Origin of the sequence: Streptomyces sp. PA03-5A, from assembly GCF_033792725.1 — a bacterium.
Taxonomy (GTDB): domain Bacteria; phylum Actinomycetota; class Actinomycetes; order Streptomycetales; family Streptomycetaceae; genus Actinacidiphila.
Map to the genome: position 1 here is coordinate 103,173 of NZ_JARAVL010000002.1, position 15,855 is coordinate 119,027.

Sequence of the window (15,855 nt, forward strand, 5' to 3'; positions counted from 1 at the left end):
AGGAGCAGCCGTGCCCGAGACCAAGAACCCGCAGCTCACGCCCGAACTGTACGCGTATGTCCTCGAGCACAATCCGCCCCTGGACCCGGTCCAGGAGGAACTGGTCGAGATCACGCACACCCGCTTCGGCGACGCGGCGGGCATGCAGTCGGCGCGCGAGCAGGGTCCGCTGCTGGCCTTCCTGGTGCGGCTGACCGGGGCCCGGCAGGTCGTGGAGGTCGGCACCTTCACCGGCTTCTCCGCCCTGTCCATGGCGCAGGCGCTGCCCGCGGACGGGCGCCTGATCGCCTGCGACATCTCCGAGGAGTGGACCGCGGTCGCCCGGGAGGCCTGGGCCAAGGCCGGTGTCGCCGACCGCGTGGACCTGCGGATCGCGCCCGCCCTGGACACGCTGCGGGCGCTGCCGCGCGATCCGTGGATCGACCTGGTCTACCTCGACGCCGACAAGGGCAACTACGTCAACTACTGGGAGGAGCTGGTACCGCGGATGCGGCCCGGCGGGATCATCGCCGCCGACAACACGCTCTTCCACGGACGGGTCGTGGACCCGCGCGCCACGGGTGACACGGCGGGGATCCGGGCGTTCAACGACCGCGTCGCGGCCGACGGGCGCGTCGAGGGGCTGCTGCTGACCGTGGCGGACGGCCTGACCCTGGCGCGCAAGCTGTGAGCCGTGGTTAATCTGTGCCCATGCCCCGTTACGAGTACCGCTGCCGCTCCTGCGGCACCACGTTCGAGCTGAGCCGCCCGATGGCGGAGTCCGCCGCGCCGGCGGAGTGCCCCGCCGGGCACGACGACACGGTCAAGCTCCTGTCGACGGTCGCGGTCGGCGGCACCGCCGCCGCCTCCGCGGCGGCCGCCCCCCGTCCGGCCGCGGGCGGCGGGGGCTGCTGCGGCGGGGGCTGCTGCGGCTGACGGGCCGCGGCAGGGCCGGATGACCGATCGCCGGACGGCGCCCCCCGGGCGGGACACTGCCCGGGTGACGCAGCAGCAGGCGGCAGGACGCGTGGTCGACGTCGTGGTGACGTACGACGGCGAACGGCTTGGCGGGTACGGCCCCTTCACCGTCGCGGGCCCCTGGTGGTCCGACGTCACGGACGTCGTGGCACGCCTGGAGGCCCTGCTCGGCGTGCCGGTGGCCGTGCTGCGGCTGGTCGCGGTCGAGGGCGGTGAAGGCGGGCGCGACGGCGCGGTGACGTACCACGCCGAGGCACTGCGCAGGCCGCCCGACGGAGTGCCGCTCGGGCCCGCGGGCCGCGGCGGCGACCGTGTGCTCCCGGGACCGGAGGAGCTGCGGGCCGACTGGGCGACGGCGCCGGGCCTGCGCGAGGCCCTGGCCTGGGCGCACGGCGTGCTGGGCGGTGGCACGGCCGAGCAGGTCAGGACGTGGAACCTCTCCGGGCTGTTCCGCATGACGACCGCGACGGCCGCACGGCCTGGCTGAAGACGACCAGCCCCCGCTTCAACGCCTGCGAGGCCACCGTCATCGGGCTCTTCGCCGCCGCGGACCGGGCGTTCGTCCCCGAGGTCCTGGCGGCGGACACCCCGCGGCGGAGGGGGGTGCTGCTCGGGCACGTGCCCGGCGACGACTGCTGGCGGGCCGCCCCGCAGGTCGCGGCGGCCGCCGCGCGGCGGCTGGCGTCCGCCCAGGCCGCGCTCGCCACGACGACGGCGCCCGCCGGGCTGCCCGACCGCACACCACGGACCCTGGCCGCCCGGGTGCACCGGCTGCTGGACGGCCAGGCCGGCCGGGAACTCACCCCGGCGGAGCGGACCCGGGCCCGCAGGCTCGCCGGGCGACTGCCCGCGCTCGTCGCGGAACTGGACGCCTGCGGGCTGCCGTACACCGTCGTGCACGGTGACTTCCACCCGGGGAACTGGCGTTGCGACGGGCGGCGCGTGGTCATGGTGGACTTCGCCGACAGCCACTACGGCCACCCCGTCCTCGACGGCCTGCGACCAAGGGAGTTCCTCGGCCCACGCAGTTGGGAGCCGCCGCCGAGGCCTGGGTCCGGACCTGGTCGGCAGTGCTGCCCGCGGCCGACCCGCGGCGGGCGCTCACGGTGGGCGAGCCGCTGGCGCATCTGCTGTACGCCGTCCGCTACCAGGAGTTCCTGGACAACACCGAACCGAGCGAGCGGGTCTACCACGAGGGCGACCCCGCCGCCGAGATCCGGGCCGCGCTGTCCTGCGCCGAGCGGTAGTGGCGGTGGGTGGGCGCCGGTGGCTCACCGCGTACGGCTAGCGTCCCGAGGCACGGTCCTCGCGGATCGCGGCGACGACCCGGGCCGCCATGTCGCGCACCGCTGCGGTCTCGGTGAGGAAGTGCCACCAGTCGGGGTGCCGGCCCTGCAGTCCGTCGACGGCGCGGTCGAGCCGGGCGACGGCCTCGTCGAGGGGGCGCGCGTGCCGCTGCTCCGGTGTCGTACGGCCCTGCATGGCGAGCCGCTGGGCGTCCCGGACGGCGAACCGGGTCCGCTCGATCTCGCCGTGCGGGTCCTTGCTGACCTCGTTGAGCCGCCGCAGCCGGTCGCCGGCCGCGGACACCGCCGCGTCGGCGTCGTCGAGCAGCGCCCGCACCGTGCCGAGCAGGGCCGTCGCGTCCGGCCAGCGCTGCTCGTCGCGGGCCTTGGCCGCCTCCGAGAGCTTCTGCTCCGCGCGGCCCACGGCCTCCGTCGCCCGCTCCGGCACGTGCTGCAGGTCCTGCCAGCACGCCATGCTGAACCGGCGGCGCAACTCGCTCAGGACCGGATCGACGCCCTCCGTGCGGGTCGCCAGGGCCTGGGTCCGGGTCCGCAGCGACACGATCCGCTTGTCGATCTCACGGGCCCGCTCGGGCAGGCGCTCGGCCTCCGCGCGGATGGCCTCGGCCGTGCGCAGCACCTCGTCGGCGCGCCGGATGGTCTCCTGCACGCCGTGCGTGCCGGCGCCCTGGTTGAGCTTGGTCAGCTCCGGGCCGAGGGCCGCCAGCCGGGCCGCGAGGTCGTCGGCGCGAAGACCCGATGCCCGTACGGCGTCCAGCGCGTTGGACGCGGCGAGCAGGGCCTGGCGGGCCCGTTCGACGGCGGGGGCCAGGCGGGCGAGCTGGGTCTCGGCCTTGTCCAGCAGCGGGCCGAGCCCACGCGCGAAGGCGTCCAGGTCGGTCCTGGCACGGACCAGGTCGTCCTTCGCCTTGGTGAGCTCGGTACGGGCGCGGGCCGCGGTGGCGGCCTCCAACTCGTCGCGGTCCAGGTCGTAGGCGTCGACCGCCGCGATGTAGGCGGCGCTGACCTGGTCGATGCGCTCGCCCAGAGCCCGGAAGTCATCGCTCGCGCGCCGCGCGGCGGGGGAGCTGTCGACGGCGGTGATGGTCTCTATGGAGATCACCAGGTCGCGCTGGGCGGTGTCCAGCTCGTAGAACGCCTCGGCGGCGGCGTCCTTCGCGGCCTGGGCGTCGGCGCGCAGGTTGTCCCCGCGCCGCCACCACGAGCGTGCCGTCGTCACAGTCGCCCTCTCCCGCAGGTCCGCCGCCGGTGGTTGTCCGCTCCAGTCTCCCACCTGGCTGGGACGAATACACGGGCCGGGCGGTTGCGGTCAGCGGCCGGCTTCCGTGACGCTCACCGAGCCGTCGCCCGTACGGACCGTCACGACGTGGCCGCTGGTGTCGTCGCGGGGGACGTCCACGCTGACGTGCCCGTCGCCTGAGCGTGCGGAGACCTTGTAGCTCTGGTGGGGCAGCACGACGCTGACCCGGCCGTCGCCGGTCGTCGCCTCGACGAGGTCGGGCACCTTGTCGAAGGCCAGCTTCACCGAGCCGTCCGAGGTGTGGGCGCTGACCTCGCTGGAGCGGATGCCGCCGGCGTCGATCCGGCCGTCGCCGCTGGAGAGCCGGAGCGGGCCGGTCACGTCCCGGACGACCACCGAGCCGTCGCCCGTGGTGAGCTCCAGCGGGGTGCTGAAGCCGCTCGCCTCCACGCTGCCGTCGCCGTTGACCACCGTCAGGCGGACCCCGCGCGGCACCAGCACCTCCTGACGCACCGAGCAGTCCTGCACGGCGCCCTGGCACTTGGTGCGGAAGGTCAGGGTGTGCCCGTGCATCGACCAGGTGGCCTTCGGCGTGTCGCCGAACACGGCCCAGCCGTCGAACCAGCGGGTGACCTGGATCTCGTCCACGTCGGCCGGTTTCACCACCACCTTGCTGTCGGAGGAGTCGATGGTCAGTTCGTTCCCGTCGAGCGCGAAGCTCTTGCGCTCCGGCTCGCTGTCGTCGGAGGCGTTCGCGCAGGCGGACGCCGTACCGATCAGCGCCACGACGCCCGCGGCGGCGGCGAGGGTCCTCAACGTGCGGGTGCTCTTCGTCATACCCAGGACGCTACGGAGCGTCCGATGTGCCCGGAATCAGGCCGCCCACCGGAAGCGGGGTGGGGAAAACCCCCGCCCCGCCCGGGGGTTCGGCGGGCCGACGGCCGTGCTCGTGGCGGACGGTACTGGCCCGGCCGGGGCCGCCCGCCCCGCCACGAGCACGCGCCGCCGCACCCGGAGGCCGTGTGTGCGCCGGCGCCAGGCTCCGGGCCTAGGCTCCGGGACGCGCGATCTCCACGTTCTCCAGAACGCCGAGGGCGTCGGGGACGAGGACGGCCGCCGAATAGTAGGTGCTGACGAGATAGGAGATGATCGCCTTCTCGTCGATCCCCATGAAACGCACCGAGAGGCCCGGCTCGTACTCGTCCGGAATTCCCGTCTGGTGCAGGCCGATCACGCCCTGGTTGTCCTCGCCGGTGCGCATCACCAGGATCGAGGTGGTGTTCTCCCGGGAAATCGGGATCTTGTTGGAGGGGAGGATCGGGATTCCGCGCCAGGACGGCACGTGGTGGCCGTGGAAATCGATGGTGTGCGGTACCAGACCGCGGCTGTTGAATTCCCTTCCGATGGCCGCGATGGCCCGCGGATGGGCCAGCAGGTACTGGGCGTTGCGGCGCCGGCTGATCAGTTCGTCGAGGTCGTCGGGGGTGGGCGGTCCGGAGTGCGTGGTGATGCGCTGCCGGTAGTCGGCGTTGTGCAGCAGCCCGAACTCCCGGTTGTTGAGCAGTTCGTGCTCCTGCCGTTCGCGCAGTGCCTCGACGGTCAGCTTCACCTGCTGCTCGACCTGGTTGTAGGGCTGGTTGTACAGGTCGGCGACGCGGGTGTGGACCTTCAGCACGGTCTGGGCGACGCTCAGTTCGTACTCGCGCGGGGAGAGGTCGTAGTCCACGAAGGTGCCGGGCAGGTCCGGTTCCCCGACGTGGCCCGAGGCCAGTTCGATGGCCTTCTCGCCGTACTTGTTCTGCGCCTGCTGGGTGCCGGTGACGAAGCCCGCCACGTGCTCGCGCAGCCCGTCGGCCTGCTGCATGACGGCCTGGAAGGCCTGGCGCGGCAGGGCCAGCACGGTGACGGCGGTGGCCGCCCTGGCGGTGTAGTCCCAGGTGCTGTCGGGGCCGGCCAGCCCTTCGGAGCCGAAGTGGTCGCCGTCGGCGATGCTGCCGATCACGCCCTGGCCGTCCCACTTGGCCGGGGCAAGCTTGTCGATCCTGCCGTGGGCGACGAGGAAGACGTGGTCGGCCGGCTGCCCGGCGGCCACGAGCGTCTCCCCGGCCGTGAACTCCCGTTGCTCGAACTGCCCGGCGAGCGCGGTCAGCACCGCGTCGTCGGTGAAGCCGCGCAGCAGCGGCAGTTCGCCGAGCTCCGCCGGGATCACCCGGACCTCGGAGCCGGTCTGGACGAAGTCCACCCTTCCGTCGCCCACCGAGTAGCTGAGCCTCCGGTTGACCCGGTAGGCGCCGCCGGCGGCCTCGACCCACGGCAGCACCCGCAGCAGCCACCGCGATGTGATTCCCTGCATCTGCGGCGCGGATTTGGTGGTCGTCGCCAAATTCCGCGCGGCAGCGGTGCCCAGACTCCGCTGAGACTGGCCGTTCCCCGTCGCCGCCTCCGACGCGACACCCGGCTCAACCGTCATGGATGGTCCTTCCCTTGCGGCCCGATGGCCCACGCGCACAAAAGCGTGGATTAGGCAATCAATTCACGGTGAAACGAGGTTCTCGTGCGGTGGTTCCCCCTGCCTTCTGCCGCTTTCCTCTCGGAAGCTACCCACCGGGTGGAGCGCCCTGCACTCACTCATTCGGGTGAGCGTGGCGTCCCGGGCCCGCCGGAGCGGGCCGGACGGTCGTGGACGTACGCATGTGCGAGGGCGGGAGCCGGATGCCGGAGGGCTGAATGCGTGGCATGTCCATGATGCGGACTGAAGGCCGAGCGGAACATCTCGTTCCGGGGACGTTCTGTCGTCCCTCCCGGTTAATCGCGTGCTATTCCCGATCGTCACCATCGAAGATGAGGAAAACGTCACGCGCCCCGAGGAGATCACAGGAGCATGGCTGGCGTACGCTGTACGGCTGAGAGCGGATCGCAGAGGAACCGCTTCTGCGTGATACCGCCTCACACCTCGGTGGCGCCGCGCACTCGCAGGGAGAGGAGGACGCGGTGTTCATCGGAGCAGGTTCCCTGTTCGATTCACCGTGGATCTACGCCCTGGTAGCCGCCTCCATCGTGCTCGACGTCTTCCTGCCGGTGATGCCGAGCGGCGTCCTGCTGATCTCGGCGGCCACGGCCGGCACCGCCGCCGGCGGCAACGACGTCCTCGACGTGCTCGCCCTACTGCTCTGCGCGGCCGTCGCCTCCACCCTGGGCGACCTGGCCGCCTACCGCCTCGCCTGGCGCGGCGGCGAGTGGATCGACCAGCACGTGGCGCACTCCCGCCGGCTCTCCACCGCCCAGGAGATCCTGGGTGCCGTCCTGTCCCGCGGCGGTGGCGCGCTCGTCGTGCTCGCCCGCTTCGCCCCGGCCGGCCGCTCCGTCGTCAGCATCACCGCCGGCGCCGCGCACCGCCGCATCCGCGAGTTCCTGCCCTGGTCGGCGCTGGCCGGCCTGGCCTGGGCCGCGTACAGCGTGGGCCTGGGCTACGCGGGTGGCCAGTGGCTCGGCGCCGGCTGGCTCGGCACCGCCACCTCCGCCGTCGCGCTGGTCGGCTCCGGCTCCCTCGCCGCGTACGTCTTCCGCCGGGAGCGCCGCGCCCAGACGGTCGTCCCGGTGACGCTGCCCGCGCAGACCGCGGCCACGCCCGAGCGGGCCGCCGTCGCCGAGGCCCGCTGAGCCGCACCGGTCCGCACCCCGGGTGGGCGCCGCCGATGGGCGGCCCCGCACGAGCCGTGACAGCATCGGTACGGACAGAAACCGGTCTGGGGGGCCAACGGACGGATCGGAGACCCCCCGATGCGACTCGGACCGCTCACCGGCCTGGCTGCCGTGATCCTCGCCGCTGTCTCCTACGCGCTCCAGGGGGACACCCCGGGGATCGGCAGCTCGGGGGTCGCGGTCAGGGCGTTCTACCTCACCCACGACACACGGCAGGGCGTCGGCCTGTACCTGCTGCTCGTGGCGGGACTCTTCCTGGTCTTCTTCGCCGGCTACCTGCGGCACGTCCTGGCCACGTCCGACCGCACCGGCTGGCTGCCCCAGGTCGCCTTCGCCGGCGGCATCCTGGCCGCCCTCGGCTTCTGGATCAGCGCCGGGCTCACCCTCAGCCTGGTCGAGGCCAGCGACCGGGCCCTGGTCGGCGGCGGCGCCCTCCAGGCGCTCAACGCCCTCGGCAGCGACCTGTTCATGCCCATCCTGGCCGGGATCGGCGTCATGCTGCTCGGGGCGGGACTGGCGATCTCCCGCGGCGACGGCGACCCGCTGCCGCACTGGCTGGGCTGGGTGGCCTTCGTCCTGGGCGTGCTGATGTTCATCCCGTACGCCGGCTTCATCGGCCTCGGGCTGGCCGGGCTGTGGGTCATCGCCGTGTGCGTGATCCTGCTCGCACCGGGGCAGCGGCAGGGCACGCCGGGCGGTCCCGGCGCTGCCGCTCCCGGCCCGGCCGCTCCGGGTCCCGGTCAGCCGCGGGACGACACCGGCCGCTGAGCCCGCTGCGCAGCGGGCTCCGGCCGCGCGGGGCCACGGCTCAGCGCGTCCTGCGGTACGCGGTCCCGTCCACCGACCGCTCCAGCCAGCCGCCTTCCACCAGGTAGCGGCGGAGGGCCGCGCAGTCGTCGTGCACCGTGCGCAGCGCCTCGTTGACCTCGCGCTCGTGGTAGTCCCGCCCCGGCCGGAAGAGGGTCTCGGTCAGATGCCGCAGCAACTGCTCGCGCCGCGCCACCCGGCGCGGGATGACCGTGAGCCGTCCCTGCGAGAACAGGGCCGACACCGCATGCGCACCGCTCTCGGACACAGCGCACTCCTCCATGCTCGGGACGACAGATTCCGCCGGGCAGCGTGACACGCGGGGCTGACCGGGGGCACGCGAATTTCGGCTGGCACGATAGGGACATGAGCGTCGTCAAGATCAACGTACTGACCGTCCCGGCCGAGCAGCGCGAGGTGCTGGAGAAGCGGTTCGCCTCACGGGCGGGCGCCGTGGAGGGCTCGGACGGCTTCGAGTGGTTCGAGCTGCTGCGCCCGGTCGAGGGCACCGACCAGTACCTCGTCTACACGCGGTGGCGCAGCGAGGAGGACTTCCGCAACTGGATGTCCGGCCCGATGCAGGCCGCGCACCGCGAGGGCGGCGAGGGCGGTGCGGAGCGGCCCAGGCCGGCTGCCAGCGGGTCCACCCTGTGGTCCTTCGAGGTCGTCCAGCAGGCCGCGCCGAAGCAGGCCTGACCCCGCGCGGCGCCCCGTTCCCGCGGGGCGCCGCCCACCGGCCCGGGAAACCGCCTTGCCGTCTGCGATCACCGCGCGTCAGGCTGTGACCATGGACCGGCCGCTGCTCTTCCTCGACGTCGACGGCCCTCTCAACCCGTACGCGGCCAAGCGCACCCGGCGGCCCGAGGGCTACACCACGCTGAGGGTGCCGGCGCCCGGCGTCTCCGCGCGCCCGCTGCGGGTGTGGCTCAACCCCGCGCACGGCGAGGCGCTGCTCGGGCTGGGTTTCGACCTGTGCTGGGCCACCACCTGGATGGCGGAGGCCAACCGCTGGATCGCGCCGGTCATCGGCCTGCCCGAGCTGCCGTACGTCGACTTCGGCGCCGCGCTGTTCGCGCACCGTCCCGACCTCGTGCACTGGAAGACCGAGGCGCTCGTGGCGTACGCCGCCGGCCGCCGTTTCGCCTGGGTCGACGACGAGCAGGGCCCCGCCGACACGGACTGGGTCGCCACCCACCACCCCGGTCCGGCACTCCTGCACCACGTCGACCCGCGTGTCGGCCTGCGCGAGCCCGACTTCACCGCGCTCGCCGCCTTCGCCGCGTCACCGCGGTGACCGTCCCGGTCCCGGCCGCCCCGGCTGCTCACGCCGCGGGGCGGTGGGGGCCGGGGCGGTCCTGGTCCTGGCCGCAGAGTTCGGTGGTCAGACGGGTGAGCAGGGCGGCCAGGTCGGCGTGGCGTTCGGGGTTCCAGTCGCCCAGGAGTTCGGCCAGCACCTTGCGGCGGGCCTCGGTGAGCAGGGCCACGACCTCCTGACCGCGTTCGGTGAGGTACAGCGGGTTGCCCCGGCGGACGGCGTAGCGGTGTTCCTCGACCTCGAAGGCGGCGCCCTCGATGACCGTGTACGGCACCGTGGTCTGCAGGGCGAGGTCGACGGGGTCGGCGGAGCCGGTGCGGGCGATGTACAGCAGCAGCCAGGCGGAGGCGGGCTGGAGGCCGAGGCCGGTCAGCGCGGTGATCCGTACGTACAGGTCGCGGCGGGCCTCGCGGCTGCCGAGGACGCTCAGGCCGCGGGCGATCTCGTCGAGGGAGGAGCGGTCCACGGGGTTGGTGCCGATCGTCTCGCTCGCGTCGGGCACGGTGAGGGTGCGCCGCAGCGGCTGCTCCTTCAGGAACCAGGCCAGGACGAAGGCCAGCGTGCACACCGGTACCGCCCACAGGAAGACGCTGGTGATGGCGGTGGAGTACGCGTGCAGCACGGGGTCGCGCAGGGACGGCGGGAGCTGCCGCACGCCGCGCGGATCGGACTGGATCATCGCCGGGTCGAAGCCGGGCGGCAGGGTGAGCCCGGCGAGGGCGGCGGTGACCTCGCGGGCGAGGTTGGTGGAGAAGATGGTGCCGAAGGTGGAGACGCCGAAGGCCGCCCCGATGGAGCGGAAGAAGGTGGCGCCGGAGGTGGCCGCGCCCAGGTCGGCGTAGCCGACGGCGTTCTGCACGACGAGGATCAGCACCTGCATGACCAGGCCGAGCCCGAGGCCGAAGACGAGCAGGAACAGGCTCAGCGCCCAGACCGGTGTGGTCTCGTCCAGCCGGTGCAGCAGGACCAGCCCGACGATCGTGACGGCGGTCCCGGCGATCGGGAAGACCTTGTAGTGGCCGGTGCGGGAGACGACCTGGCCGGAGGCGGTGGAGGCCACCAGCATGCCCACCACCATCGGGATCATGTGCACGCCGGACCAGGTCGGCGAGTAGCCGTGCACGACCTGGAGGAAGGTCGGCAGGAAGGTCAGCGAGCCGAACATGGCGAAGCCGACGACGAAGGAGATCACCGAGCACATCCAGAAGGTGCGGATGCGGAACAGCCGCAACGGCAGCACCGGTTCCTCGGCCCGCCGCTCGACCAGGACGAAGGCCGCGACCAGCAGCACGCCGAGCACCGCGAGCCCGACCACCTGCCAGGAGCCCCAGGCCCAGGTCGTACCGCCCAGTGAGGTCATCAGCACCAGGCAGGTCGCCGCGGCCGCCACCAGCACCATGCCCCCGTAGTCGATGCGGTGCGTGGTCCGCCGCACCGGGATGTGGAGCACGGTCGCGATCACGGCGAGCGCGACGATGCCCAGCGGCAGGTTGACGTAGAACACCCAGCGCCAGCTGAGGGTGTCCACGAACAGCCCGCCCAGCAGCGGCCCGAGCACGCTGCTCGCGCCGAACACCGCCCCGAACACGCCCTGATAGCGCCCCCGGTCGCGCGGCGGCACGATGTCGCCCACGATCGCCATCGACAGCACGATCAGTCCGCCGCCGCCCAGGCCCTGCAGCGCGCGGAAGGCGATGAGCTCGCCCATGCTCCGGGAGAGGCCGCACAGCGCCGAGCCGATCAGGAAGATCACGATGACGGACTGGAAGAGCTTCTTCCGTCCGTACATGTCGCCGAGCTTGCCCCACAGCGGGGTGGCGGCGGTGGAGGCCAGCAGGTAGGCGGTGACCACCCAGGAGAGGTGCTTCAGCCCGCCCAGGTCGCTGACGATCGTCGGCAGCGCGGTGGAGACGATGGTCTGGTCGAGGGCGGCGAGCAGCAGACCGAGCGCGAGCGCGCCGATCGCGACGTGGACGGACCGCTTGTCGGTCACTTCCGCCGGGCCGTCCGCCATGGCCCGCCCTGCGGGGGAAGTGGTGTCGTCCTGCGCCATACGGACTCGTTCCGCTCGGGCACCGGGGCTCCGGTACCGCGTTCACGTCACTTCCTTATAAATATTCACACCCTTTCCACAAGATTGGCTCCGTTTGTACGACCGTCGGGAACGGAGGCGCCTGGGCACCGGGCATGCGCGGTCTGCATAATCACTGCGACTGTCAGGGGATGGGGAGGGGGCGCCGGTGGCGTCTGACAAGCCGGCATCACCGGCTTCGCAGGAGGAGCACGAGTACGAGTCCCTCCGGGTACGGCCGTACGTGCCGGGACCGGAGGAGTACGCGGACGCGGAGGAGGCCGTCCCGGCCGCCGTGGCGGCGGGGGCCGCCAAGGCCTTCCCACCGCAGGACGCGGACCCGCCGACCGCGCCCATGGCGCCGGTGCCACCGGAGGAGGCCGCGGGGGCCGCGGAGCCGGAGGAGGACACCGACGTCATCGACCTCGGCACGGTCTCCTCGGACCGGCTGCCGGTGCCGGTCGCCGCCGCGTCCCGTGAACTGGTGCCCTACCCGTCCCGTGCCGTGAGCAGGCGCCGTGCCGGGGCCCATCGCCGCCGCCGCGGTGCGCTCGTCGCCGGCGCGGGCATCGGGGCGGTCGGCCTCGCCGTCGGCGCGGTCTTCCTCACCGCCCAGCTGACCGGCCTGCCGGACCGTACGGAGGCGGCCCCCGACCAGGGCGCCTCCGAACCGGCGGTCGAACTGCCGTCCTCCGCGCGGCCCTCGGCCTCCGCCTCGCGCTCGGCCTCGCCCAGCGCCACCCCCTCCACGCTCGCGTCCGCGAGCGCCTCGGCCTCGGCCACGACCGGTGCCCCGACGCCCAGCGCCGCCACGTCGCAGCCGACGGCGTCCGCCAGCGGCCAGGTCTCCCAGGCGCCCAGCTCCGCAGCGCCGCCGCCCGCGCCCGCGACGCTGCAGCGCGGTGACAGCGGACCCGCCGTCGTGGACCTCCAGAACCGTCTCAAGGCGGTGCGGCTCTACTACGGCCCCGCGAACGGCGAATTCGACCGGAAGGTCGGCGACGCCGTGGCCCGCTTCCAGTTCTTCTACGGGGTCAAGGGCGATCCGCAGGGCGTCTACGGGCCCAACACCCGGGCGGCCCTGGAGGCGAAGACCGGCGCGACACCGGACCCGGACTCCGACGGCAACGGGAACGGGAACGGCTGGGGCTGACCGGCTTCCGTCGTCCGTGAGCGCCCGCCCCGGGACCAGGTCCCGCGGCGGGCGCCGCCATGTCCGGCCCCGGGGCGCTCCGGCAGGATGGGGGCGTGGCGATCGACGACTTCGGCCCCAGGGGCTTCCAGCTCGTCCTGCTGCGGCGCATGGCCGACCACCGGCCCGAACTGGTGGAGGAGGCGCTGCGCACGCTCGGGGCGAGCCGTACCGAGATGCGGGAGGCGAACCGCCGCTGGCAGGCCTGGGGACACGCCAAGGGCTTCCCGCGCGGCGAGCGCCGCTACCGCGCGGTGCTCGGGCCGCCCGAGGCGGTGCTCCGGCGGAAGGTGGGCGACCTGACCTGCCCGGCGCTGCTGTGGCCGGTCCCGCTGTGGCCCACCCTGCGGTTCGAGGTGCTGTGCGCCCCGGGCGGCGGGGCGGTCTGGAACGAGTGGCTGGTCCGCGCCCCGGGGGAGCAGGGGCCGCAGCTGTCGGGCCTCGACGACCTCGCGCCGTGGTCCTGCACCGTCGACGAGGTGGCCCGGGCGTTCCCGCCCGCACGGCCCCTGGAGGGCGACGCCCCGACCCGCTGGCGGCTGGAGTTCACCGACCCCCAGGCCCTGCCGGGGGCCGGCCGCCGGACCGCCGGCTTCACCTACGGACTGCTGCAGTACGTGGACGGGGCGGGCGACGCGTCCTGAGGTCCGCGGGGCCCGTGAGGCGGGGCGTGAGGCGGGGCCGGCCCCGGCGGCGGCCGCGTTCGGGCACCCCCCTGGCGGAACCGCCGCACGGTTTTGTATCGTGTAGGAACAAAGTGGCTCCGCCCGTTTCCCCTGACCGGCGGGCGGGCCACTTGATTTGTCCGTCCGAGGGAGTTCCATGCTGTCGCCGTCCACCGTCGTCCCCGCCCGCGCCCTGCTGCTGGACATGGACGGCACGCTGGTCAACTCCGACGCCGTGGTCGAACGCTGCTGGCGCCGGTGGGCCGCGACCCACGGGCTCGACGGCGACGCCGTGATGAAGGTCGTCCACGGCCGCCAGGGCTACGCCACGATGGCGGTGCTGCTCCCGGACCGCCCGATGGCGGAGAACCACGCCGACAACGCCCGCATGCTCGCCGAGGAGACCGCCGACGTCGACGGCGTGGTCCCGGTCGAGGGCGCCCCGGCCTTCATGGCCGCGCTGCAGGGCCGCCCGCACGCGCTGGTGACCTCCGCGGACGAGGCCCTCGCCCGGGCCCGCATGGAGGCCGCCCGCCTCCCGATGCCCGCCGTCATGGTCACCGCGGAGCGCGTCAGCGCCAGCAAGCCGGACCCGGAGGGCTTCCTCAAGGGCGCCGCCGAACTGGGCTTCGGCCCTGAGGACTGCGTGGTCTTCGAGGACTCCGAGGTCGGCATTGCGGCCGCGAAGGCCGCCGGCATGCGGGTGGTCGGTGTCGGCCCCCGCGCCGCGGCCCACGAGCCCACGGTCCACGTCGACACCCTCGCCCAGGTCCGCGTCGAGGCCGCCGCCGACGGGACGTTCCTGCTCCGTATCGGCTAGCGCCTCCGACCCGGGGTGCCCCTTGCGGCCCGGTGGTCGTGTGCGGGTGCGTTGTGGTTGCGGGCGGCTGCGCCGGGCTGCCCGGTGGTTGTTTGTGTGCGGGTTGTTTGCGCCTGCGGCGGGCGTCCCCCCGCCCGCCCTCCCTCCCCCAGCCTTCGGCCGGGGGGACCCCCATCCGGCGCGGTCAGTGCGGGCCTGCGCATCGTGTGCCTGGGTCGGGGCCGCGCCGGCGCACGTCCTCAGCGCTCGCGGTTTACCCCTGCAGTATTCGGCGCCGGGTTCCCCGCTCGTCGCTTCCGGGCGCACCCCGCCACACCCCCTCCCCTTGTGTGGGCGCATGACGGCCGGTGGGGGGTCAGTAAGGCACCTGCGGCAACCCCGGACCGCCTCCTCACCCCATCCGGCCGTTAGTCGTCCAAGCCGGCAGGAGGGTGTGTGGCGGGGTGCGCCCATGGGGGTCCCCCCGGCCGAAGGCTGGGGGGAGGGAGGGTGGGCGGGGGATGCCCGCCCAGGCGCACACAACCCGCACCCGCAGCAGGCCGCACCCGTAACGGACCCCCGTGCTGCCCGGCGCCGTCTGGACGTGCGCGACCTCGTGGACGTCCACATCCGCGCGATGGCCTCGCCGCAGGCCGCGGGCGAACGCTTCCTGGCCACGGGCGAGTTCCGCTGAATGGCGGACATGGCCCGCACCCTGCGCGAGGGGCTCGGTGAGGACGGCCGCAAGGTGGCCACCCGGCAGGCGGTGCCGGACCGCGCCCAGAGCCCCGTCGAGCACGGCGCGGTGTGACCCGCCCGGGGAAATCCCCGTGTGCCCTGCGCCGCCGAGGTGACATCCTGGCCGGGTGAGCGGTGTGAACGGACCCGAGATCGGCATCAGCTTCGCCTCCGCGCTGCGGCTCTTCGCCGCGGCGCCACGACGGGAGGGGCGGACCACCGTCGTCACCGACGGGGTGTCCACGCTGGGACACGTCGTGGAGTCGCTCGGCGTCCCGCTGACCGAGGTCGGCCGGCTGCTGGCGGACGGCCGCGAGGTCCCCGTCTCGTACGTCCCGGTCGCCGGCGTGCACGTCGAGGTCGAGCCCGTCAGGCGGCCGCAGTCCGTGCCGGGGGCGCCGCTGCGCTTCCTGCTCGACGTGCACCTGGGCACGCTCGCCCGGCGGTTGCGGCTGCTGGGGGTCGACGCCGCGTACGAGAGCGAGGACATCGGCGACCCCGCCCTGGCCGCCCGGTCGGCCGCCGAACGGCGGGTGATGCTCTCGCGGGACCGCGGCCTGCTGCGCCGCCGGGAACTGTGGGCGGGCGCCTACGTCTACAGCGACCAGCCCGACGAGCAACTGCGCGACGTGCTCGGCCGGTTCGCCCCCGTCCTGGAGCCCTGGACGCGCTGCACGGCGTGCAACGGGCCGCTGCGGGAGGCCGACAAGGACACCGTGTGGGAGAAGCTGGAGCACGGCACCCGGCGCAGCTACGACGTGTTCGCGCAGTGCGTCGTCTGCGAGCGCCCGTACTGGCGCGGCGCGCACCACGCCCGGCTGGACGCGATCGTCCGGGACGCGGTGGGCGAGTTCGGCGGCGGCTCCGCCGTGCCGTCGGGGGCCGGGGGTTCCTGAGGGTCGCGGGCGGCTCCGGCGTCCCGCGGTGGGGACAAGTGCCCCGAAGGCCCACAAGCCGCGGCAACTGTGAGCCATGGCACAGCGCTTGCACTTCACGATTCGTCCCATCGGCTACTCACCGGTAGAGGCCGTCGCTACGGTACTGCGCAACCGGTTCCGCCGA

General features: G+C 73.7%; 17 protein-coding genes and 1 pseudogene. 13 read left to right on the plus strand and 5 right to left on the minus strand.

What is annotated here, in order from left to right; all coding sequences use genetic code 11:
- Positions 1 to 10 precede the first annotated feature (10 nt).
- The 5 genes and pseudogenes from PV410_RS03025 to PV410_RS03045 all read left to right on the plus strand — a co-directional run bounded on the left by PV410_RS03025 (position 11) and on the right by PV410_RS03045 (position 2,204).
- Positions 11 to 670 carry an O-methyltransferase gene (locus tag PV410_RS03025; protein WP_500322108.1) on the plus strand — a complete coding sequence of 220 codons (660 nt, stop codon included), beginning with the start codon at positions 11 to 13 and terminating at the stop codon, positions 668 to 670.
- 20 nt (positions 671 to 690) lie between these two features.
- Complete coding sequence (locus tag PV410_RS03030) at positions 691 to 915, plus strand: FmdB family zinc ribbon protein (protein WP_499511677.1); 225 nt, start codon at positions 691 to 693, stop codon at positions 913 to 915.
- Positions 916 to 979: 64 nt separating this feature from the next.
- Complete coding sequence (locus PV410_RS03035; RefSeq protein ID WP_500322110.1) at positions 980 to 1,444, plus strand: hypothetical protein; 465 nt, start codon at positions 980 to 982, stop codon at positions 1,442 to 1,444.
- A pseudogene (locus PV410_RS03040) lies at positions 1,387 to 1,890 on the plus strand (phosphotransferase); the annotation flags it as partial. The gene PV410_RS03035 and the pseudogene PV410_RS03040, both read left to right, overlap by 58 nt.
- A gap of 95 nt (positions 1,891 to 1,985) precedes the next feature.
- A complete protein-coding gene (locus PV410_RS03045; RefSeq protein WP_500322111.1) occupies positions 1,986 to 2,204 on the plus strand; it encodes a hypothetical protein in 219 nt (72 codons plus the stop codon).
- 37 nt (positions 2,205 to 2,241) lie between these two features.
- On the opposite strand, the gene PV410_RS03050 is transcribed toward PV410_RS03045, so the two are convergent.
- The 3 genes from PV410_RS03050 to PV410_RS03060 form a co-directional block, all read right to left on the minus strand.
- Entirely contained in the window at positions 2,242 to 3,483 is a 1,242-nt protein-coding gene (locus tag PV410_RS03050; protein WP_499511675.1) for a hypothetical protein, read from the minus strand.
- Positions 3,484 to 3,573: 90 nt separating this feature from the next.
- Positions 3,574 to 4,341 (minus strand): DUF4097 family beta strand repeat-containing protein, encoded by a 768-nt coding sequence (locus PV410_RS03055; RefSeq protein ID WP_500322113.1) that lies wholly within the window; start codon positions 4,339 to 4,341, stop codon positions 3,574 to 3,576.
- A 211-nt stretch (positions 4,342 to 4,552) separates the two neighbouring features.
- Complete coding sequence (locus tag PV410_RS03060) at positions 4,553 to 5,974, minus strand: family 2B encapsulin nanocompartment shell protein (RefSeq protein ID WP_500322115.1); 1,422 nt, start codon at positions 5,972 to 5,974, stop codon at positions 4,553 to 4,555.
- Between the two features lie 521 nt (positions 5,975 to 6,495).
- On the opposite strand from PV410_RS03060, the gene PV410_RS03065 reads away from it, so the two are divergent.
- Together PV410_RS03065 and PV410_RS03070 are read left to right on the plus strand one after the other, a co-directional pair.
- Entirely contained in the window at positions 6,496 to 7,164 is a 669-nt protein-coding gene (locus tag PV410_RS03065; protein ID WP_500322117.1) for a DedA family protein, read from the plus strand.
- A 120-nt stretch (positions 7,165 to 7,284) separates the two neighbouring features.
- Complete coding sequence (locus tag PV410_RS03070) at positions 7,285 to 7,974, plus strand: hypothetical protein (RefSeq protein WP_500322119.1); 690 nt, start codon at positions 7,285 to 7,287, stop codon at positions 7,972 to 7,974.
- 40 nt (positions 7,975 to 8,014) lie between these two features.
- Here PV410_RS03070 and PV410_RS03075 read toward each other — a convergent pair whose 3' ends face one another.
- On the minus strand, positions 8,015 to 8,296 hold the full coding sequence (locus tag PV410_RS03075) for a DUF2087 domain-containing protein (protein WP_500322121.1): 282 nt from the start codon (positions 8,294 to 8,296) through the stop codon (positions 8,015 to 8,017).
- An 83-nt stretch (positions 8,297 to 8,379) separates the two neighbouring features.
- Here PV410_RS03075 and PV410_RS03080 point away from each other — a divergent pair, with 83 nt between their 5' ends.
- Together PV410_RS03080 and PV410_RS03085 are read left to right on the plus strand one after the other, a co-directional pair.
- Complete coding sequence (locus tag PV410_RS03080) at positions 8,380 to 8,709, plus strand: antibiotic biosynthesis monooxygenase family protein (protein ID WP_500322123.1); 330 nt, start codon at positions 8,380 to 8,382, stop codon at positions 8,707 to 8,709.
- A gap of 91 nt (positions 8,710 to 8,800) precedes the next feature.
- Complete coding sequence (locus PV410_RS03085) at positions 8,801 to 9,307, plus strand: hypothetical protein (RefSeq protein ID WP_499511667.1); 507 nt, start codon at positions 8,801 to 8,803, stop codon at positions 9,305 to 9,307.
- A gap of 28 nt (positions 9,308 to 9,335) precedes the next feature.
- On the opposite strand, the gene PV410_RS03090 is transcribed toward PV410_RS03085, so the two are convergent.
- The gene (locus PV410_RS03090) at positions 9,336 to 11,381 is read right to left on the minus strand and encodes an MDR family MFS transporter (RefSeq protein ID WP_500322124.1); all 2,046 of its coding nucleotides are present in this window, start codon (positions 11,379 to 11,381) and stop codon (positions 9,336 to 9,338) included.
- Positions 11,382 to 11,568: 187 nt separating this feature from the next.
- On the opposite strand from PV410_RS03090, the gene PV410_RS03095 reads away from it, so the two are divergent.
- The 4 genes from PV410_RS03095 to PV410_RS03110 all read left to right on the plus strand — a co-directional run bounded on the left by PV410_RS03095 (position 11,569) and on the right by PV410_RS03110 (position 15,689).
- Positions 11,569 to 12,552 carry a peptidoglycan-binding domain-containing protein gene (locus tag PV410_RS03095; protein WP_500322126.1) on the plus strand — a complete coding sequence of 328 codons (984 nt, stop codon included), beginning with the start codon at positions 11,569 to 11,571 and terminating at the stop codon, positions 12,550 to 12,552.
- A gap of 59 nt (positions 12,553 to 12,611) precedes the next feature.
- Positions 12,612 to 13,235: a hypothetical protein gene (locus PV410_RS03100; protein WP_500322128.1), complete on the plus strand. Its 624-nt coding sequence runs from the start codon at positions 12,612 to 12,614 to the stop codon at positions 13,233 to 13,235.
- A 178-nt stretch (positions 13,236 to 13,413) separates the two neighbouring features.
- On the plus strand, positions 13,414 to 14,076 hold the full coding sequence (locus PV410_RS03105) for an HAD-IA family hydrolase (RefSeq protein WP_500322130.1): 663 nt from the start codon (positions 13,414 to 13,416) through the stop codon (positions 14,074 to 14,076).
- An 854-nt stretch (positions 14,077 to 14,930) separates the two neighbouring features.
- Entirely contained in the window at positions 14,931 to 15,689 is a 759-nt protein-coding gene (locus tag PV410_RS03110; protein WP_500322393.1) for a Mut7-C RNAse domain-containing protein, read from the plus strand.
- Positions 15,690 to 15,855 lie beyond the last annotated feature (166 nt).

Excerpts from the sequence above, each read along its gene's own strand:
- PV410_RS03030 (WP_499511677.1), top strand. The coding sequence starts at position 691 with ATGCCCCGTTACGAGTACCGCTGCCGCTCCTGCGGCACCACGTTCGAG.
- PV410_RS03055 (WP_500322113.1), bottom strand. The coding sequence starts at position 4,341 with ATGACGAAGAGCACCCGCACGTTGAGGACCCTCGCCGCCGCCGCGGGC.
- PV410_RS03060 (WP_500322115.1), bottom strand. The coding sequence starts at position 5,974 with ATGACGGTTGAGCCGGGTGTCGCGTCGGAGGCGGCGACGGGGAACGGC.
- PV410_RS03070 (WP_500322119.1), top strand. The coding sequence starts at position 7,285 with ATGCGACTCGGACCGCTCACCGGCCTGGCTGCCGTGATCCTCGCCGCT.
- PV410_RS03075 (WP_500322121.1), bottom strand. The coding sequence starts at position 8,296 with ATGGAGGAGTGCGCTGTGTCCGAGAGCGGTGCGCATGCGGTGTCGGCC.
- PV410_RS03080 (WP_500322123.1), top strand. The coding sequence starts at position 8,380 with ATGAGCGTCGTCAAGATCAACGTACTGACCGTCCCGGCCGAGCAGCGC.
- PV410_RS03085 (WP_499511667.1), top strand. The coding sequence starts at position 8,801 with ATGGACCGGCCGCTGCTCTTCCTCGACGTCGACGGCCCTCTCAACCCG.
- PV410_RS03090 (WP_500322124.1), bottom strand. The coding sequence starts at position 11,381 with ATGGCGCAGGACGACACCACTTCCCCCGCAGGGCGGGCCATGGCGGAC.
- PV410_RS03100 (WP_500322128.1), top strand. The coding sequence starts at position 12,612 with ATGTCCGGCCCCGGGGCGCTCCGGCAGGATGGGGGCGTGGCGATCGAC.
- PV410_RS03105 (WP_500322130.1), top strand. The coding sequence starts at position 13,414 with ATGCTGTCGCCGTCCACCGTCGTCCCCGCCCGCGCCCTGCTGCTGGAC.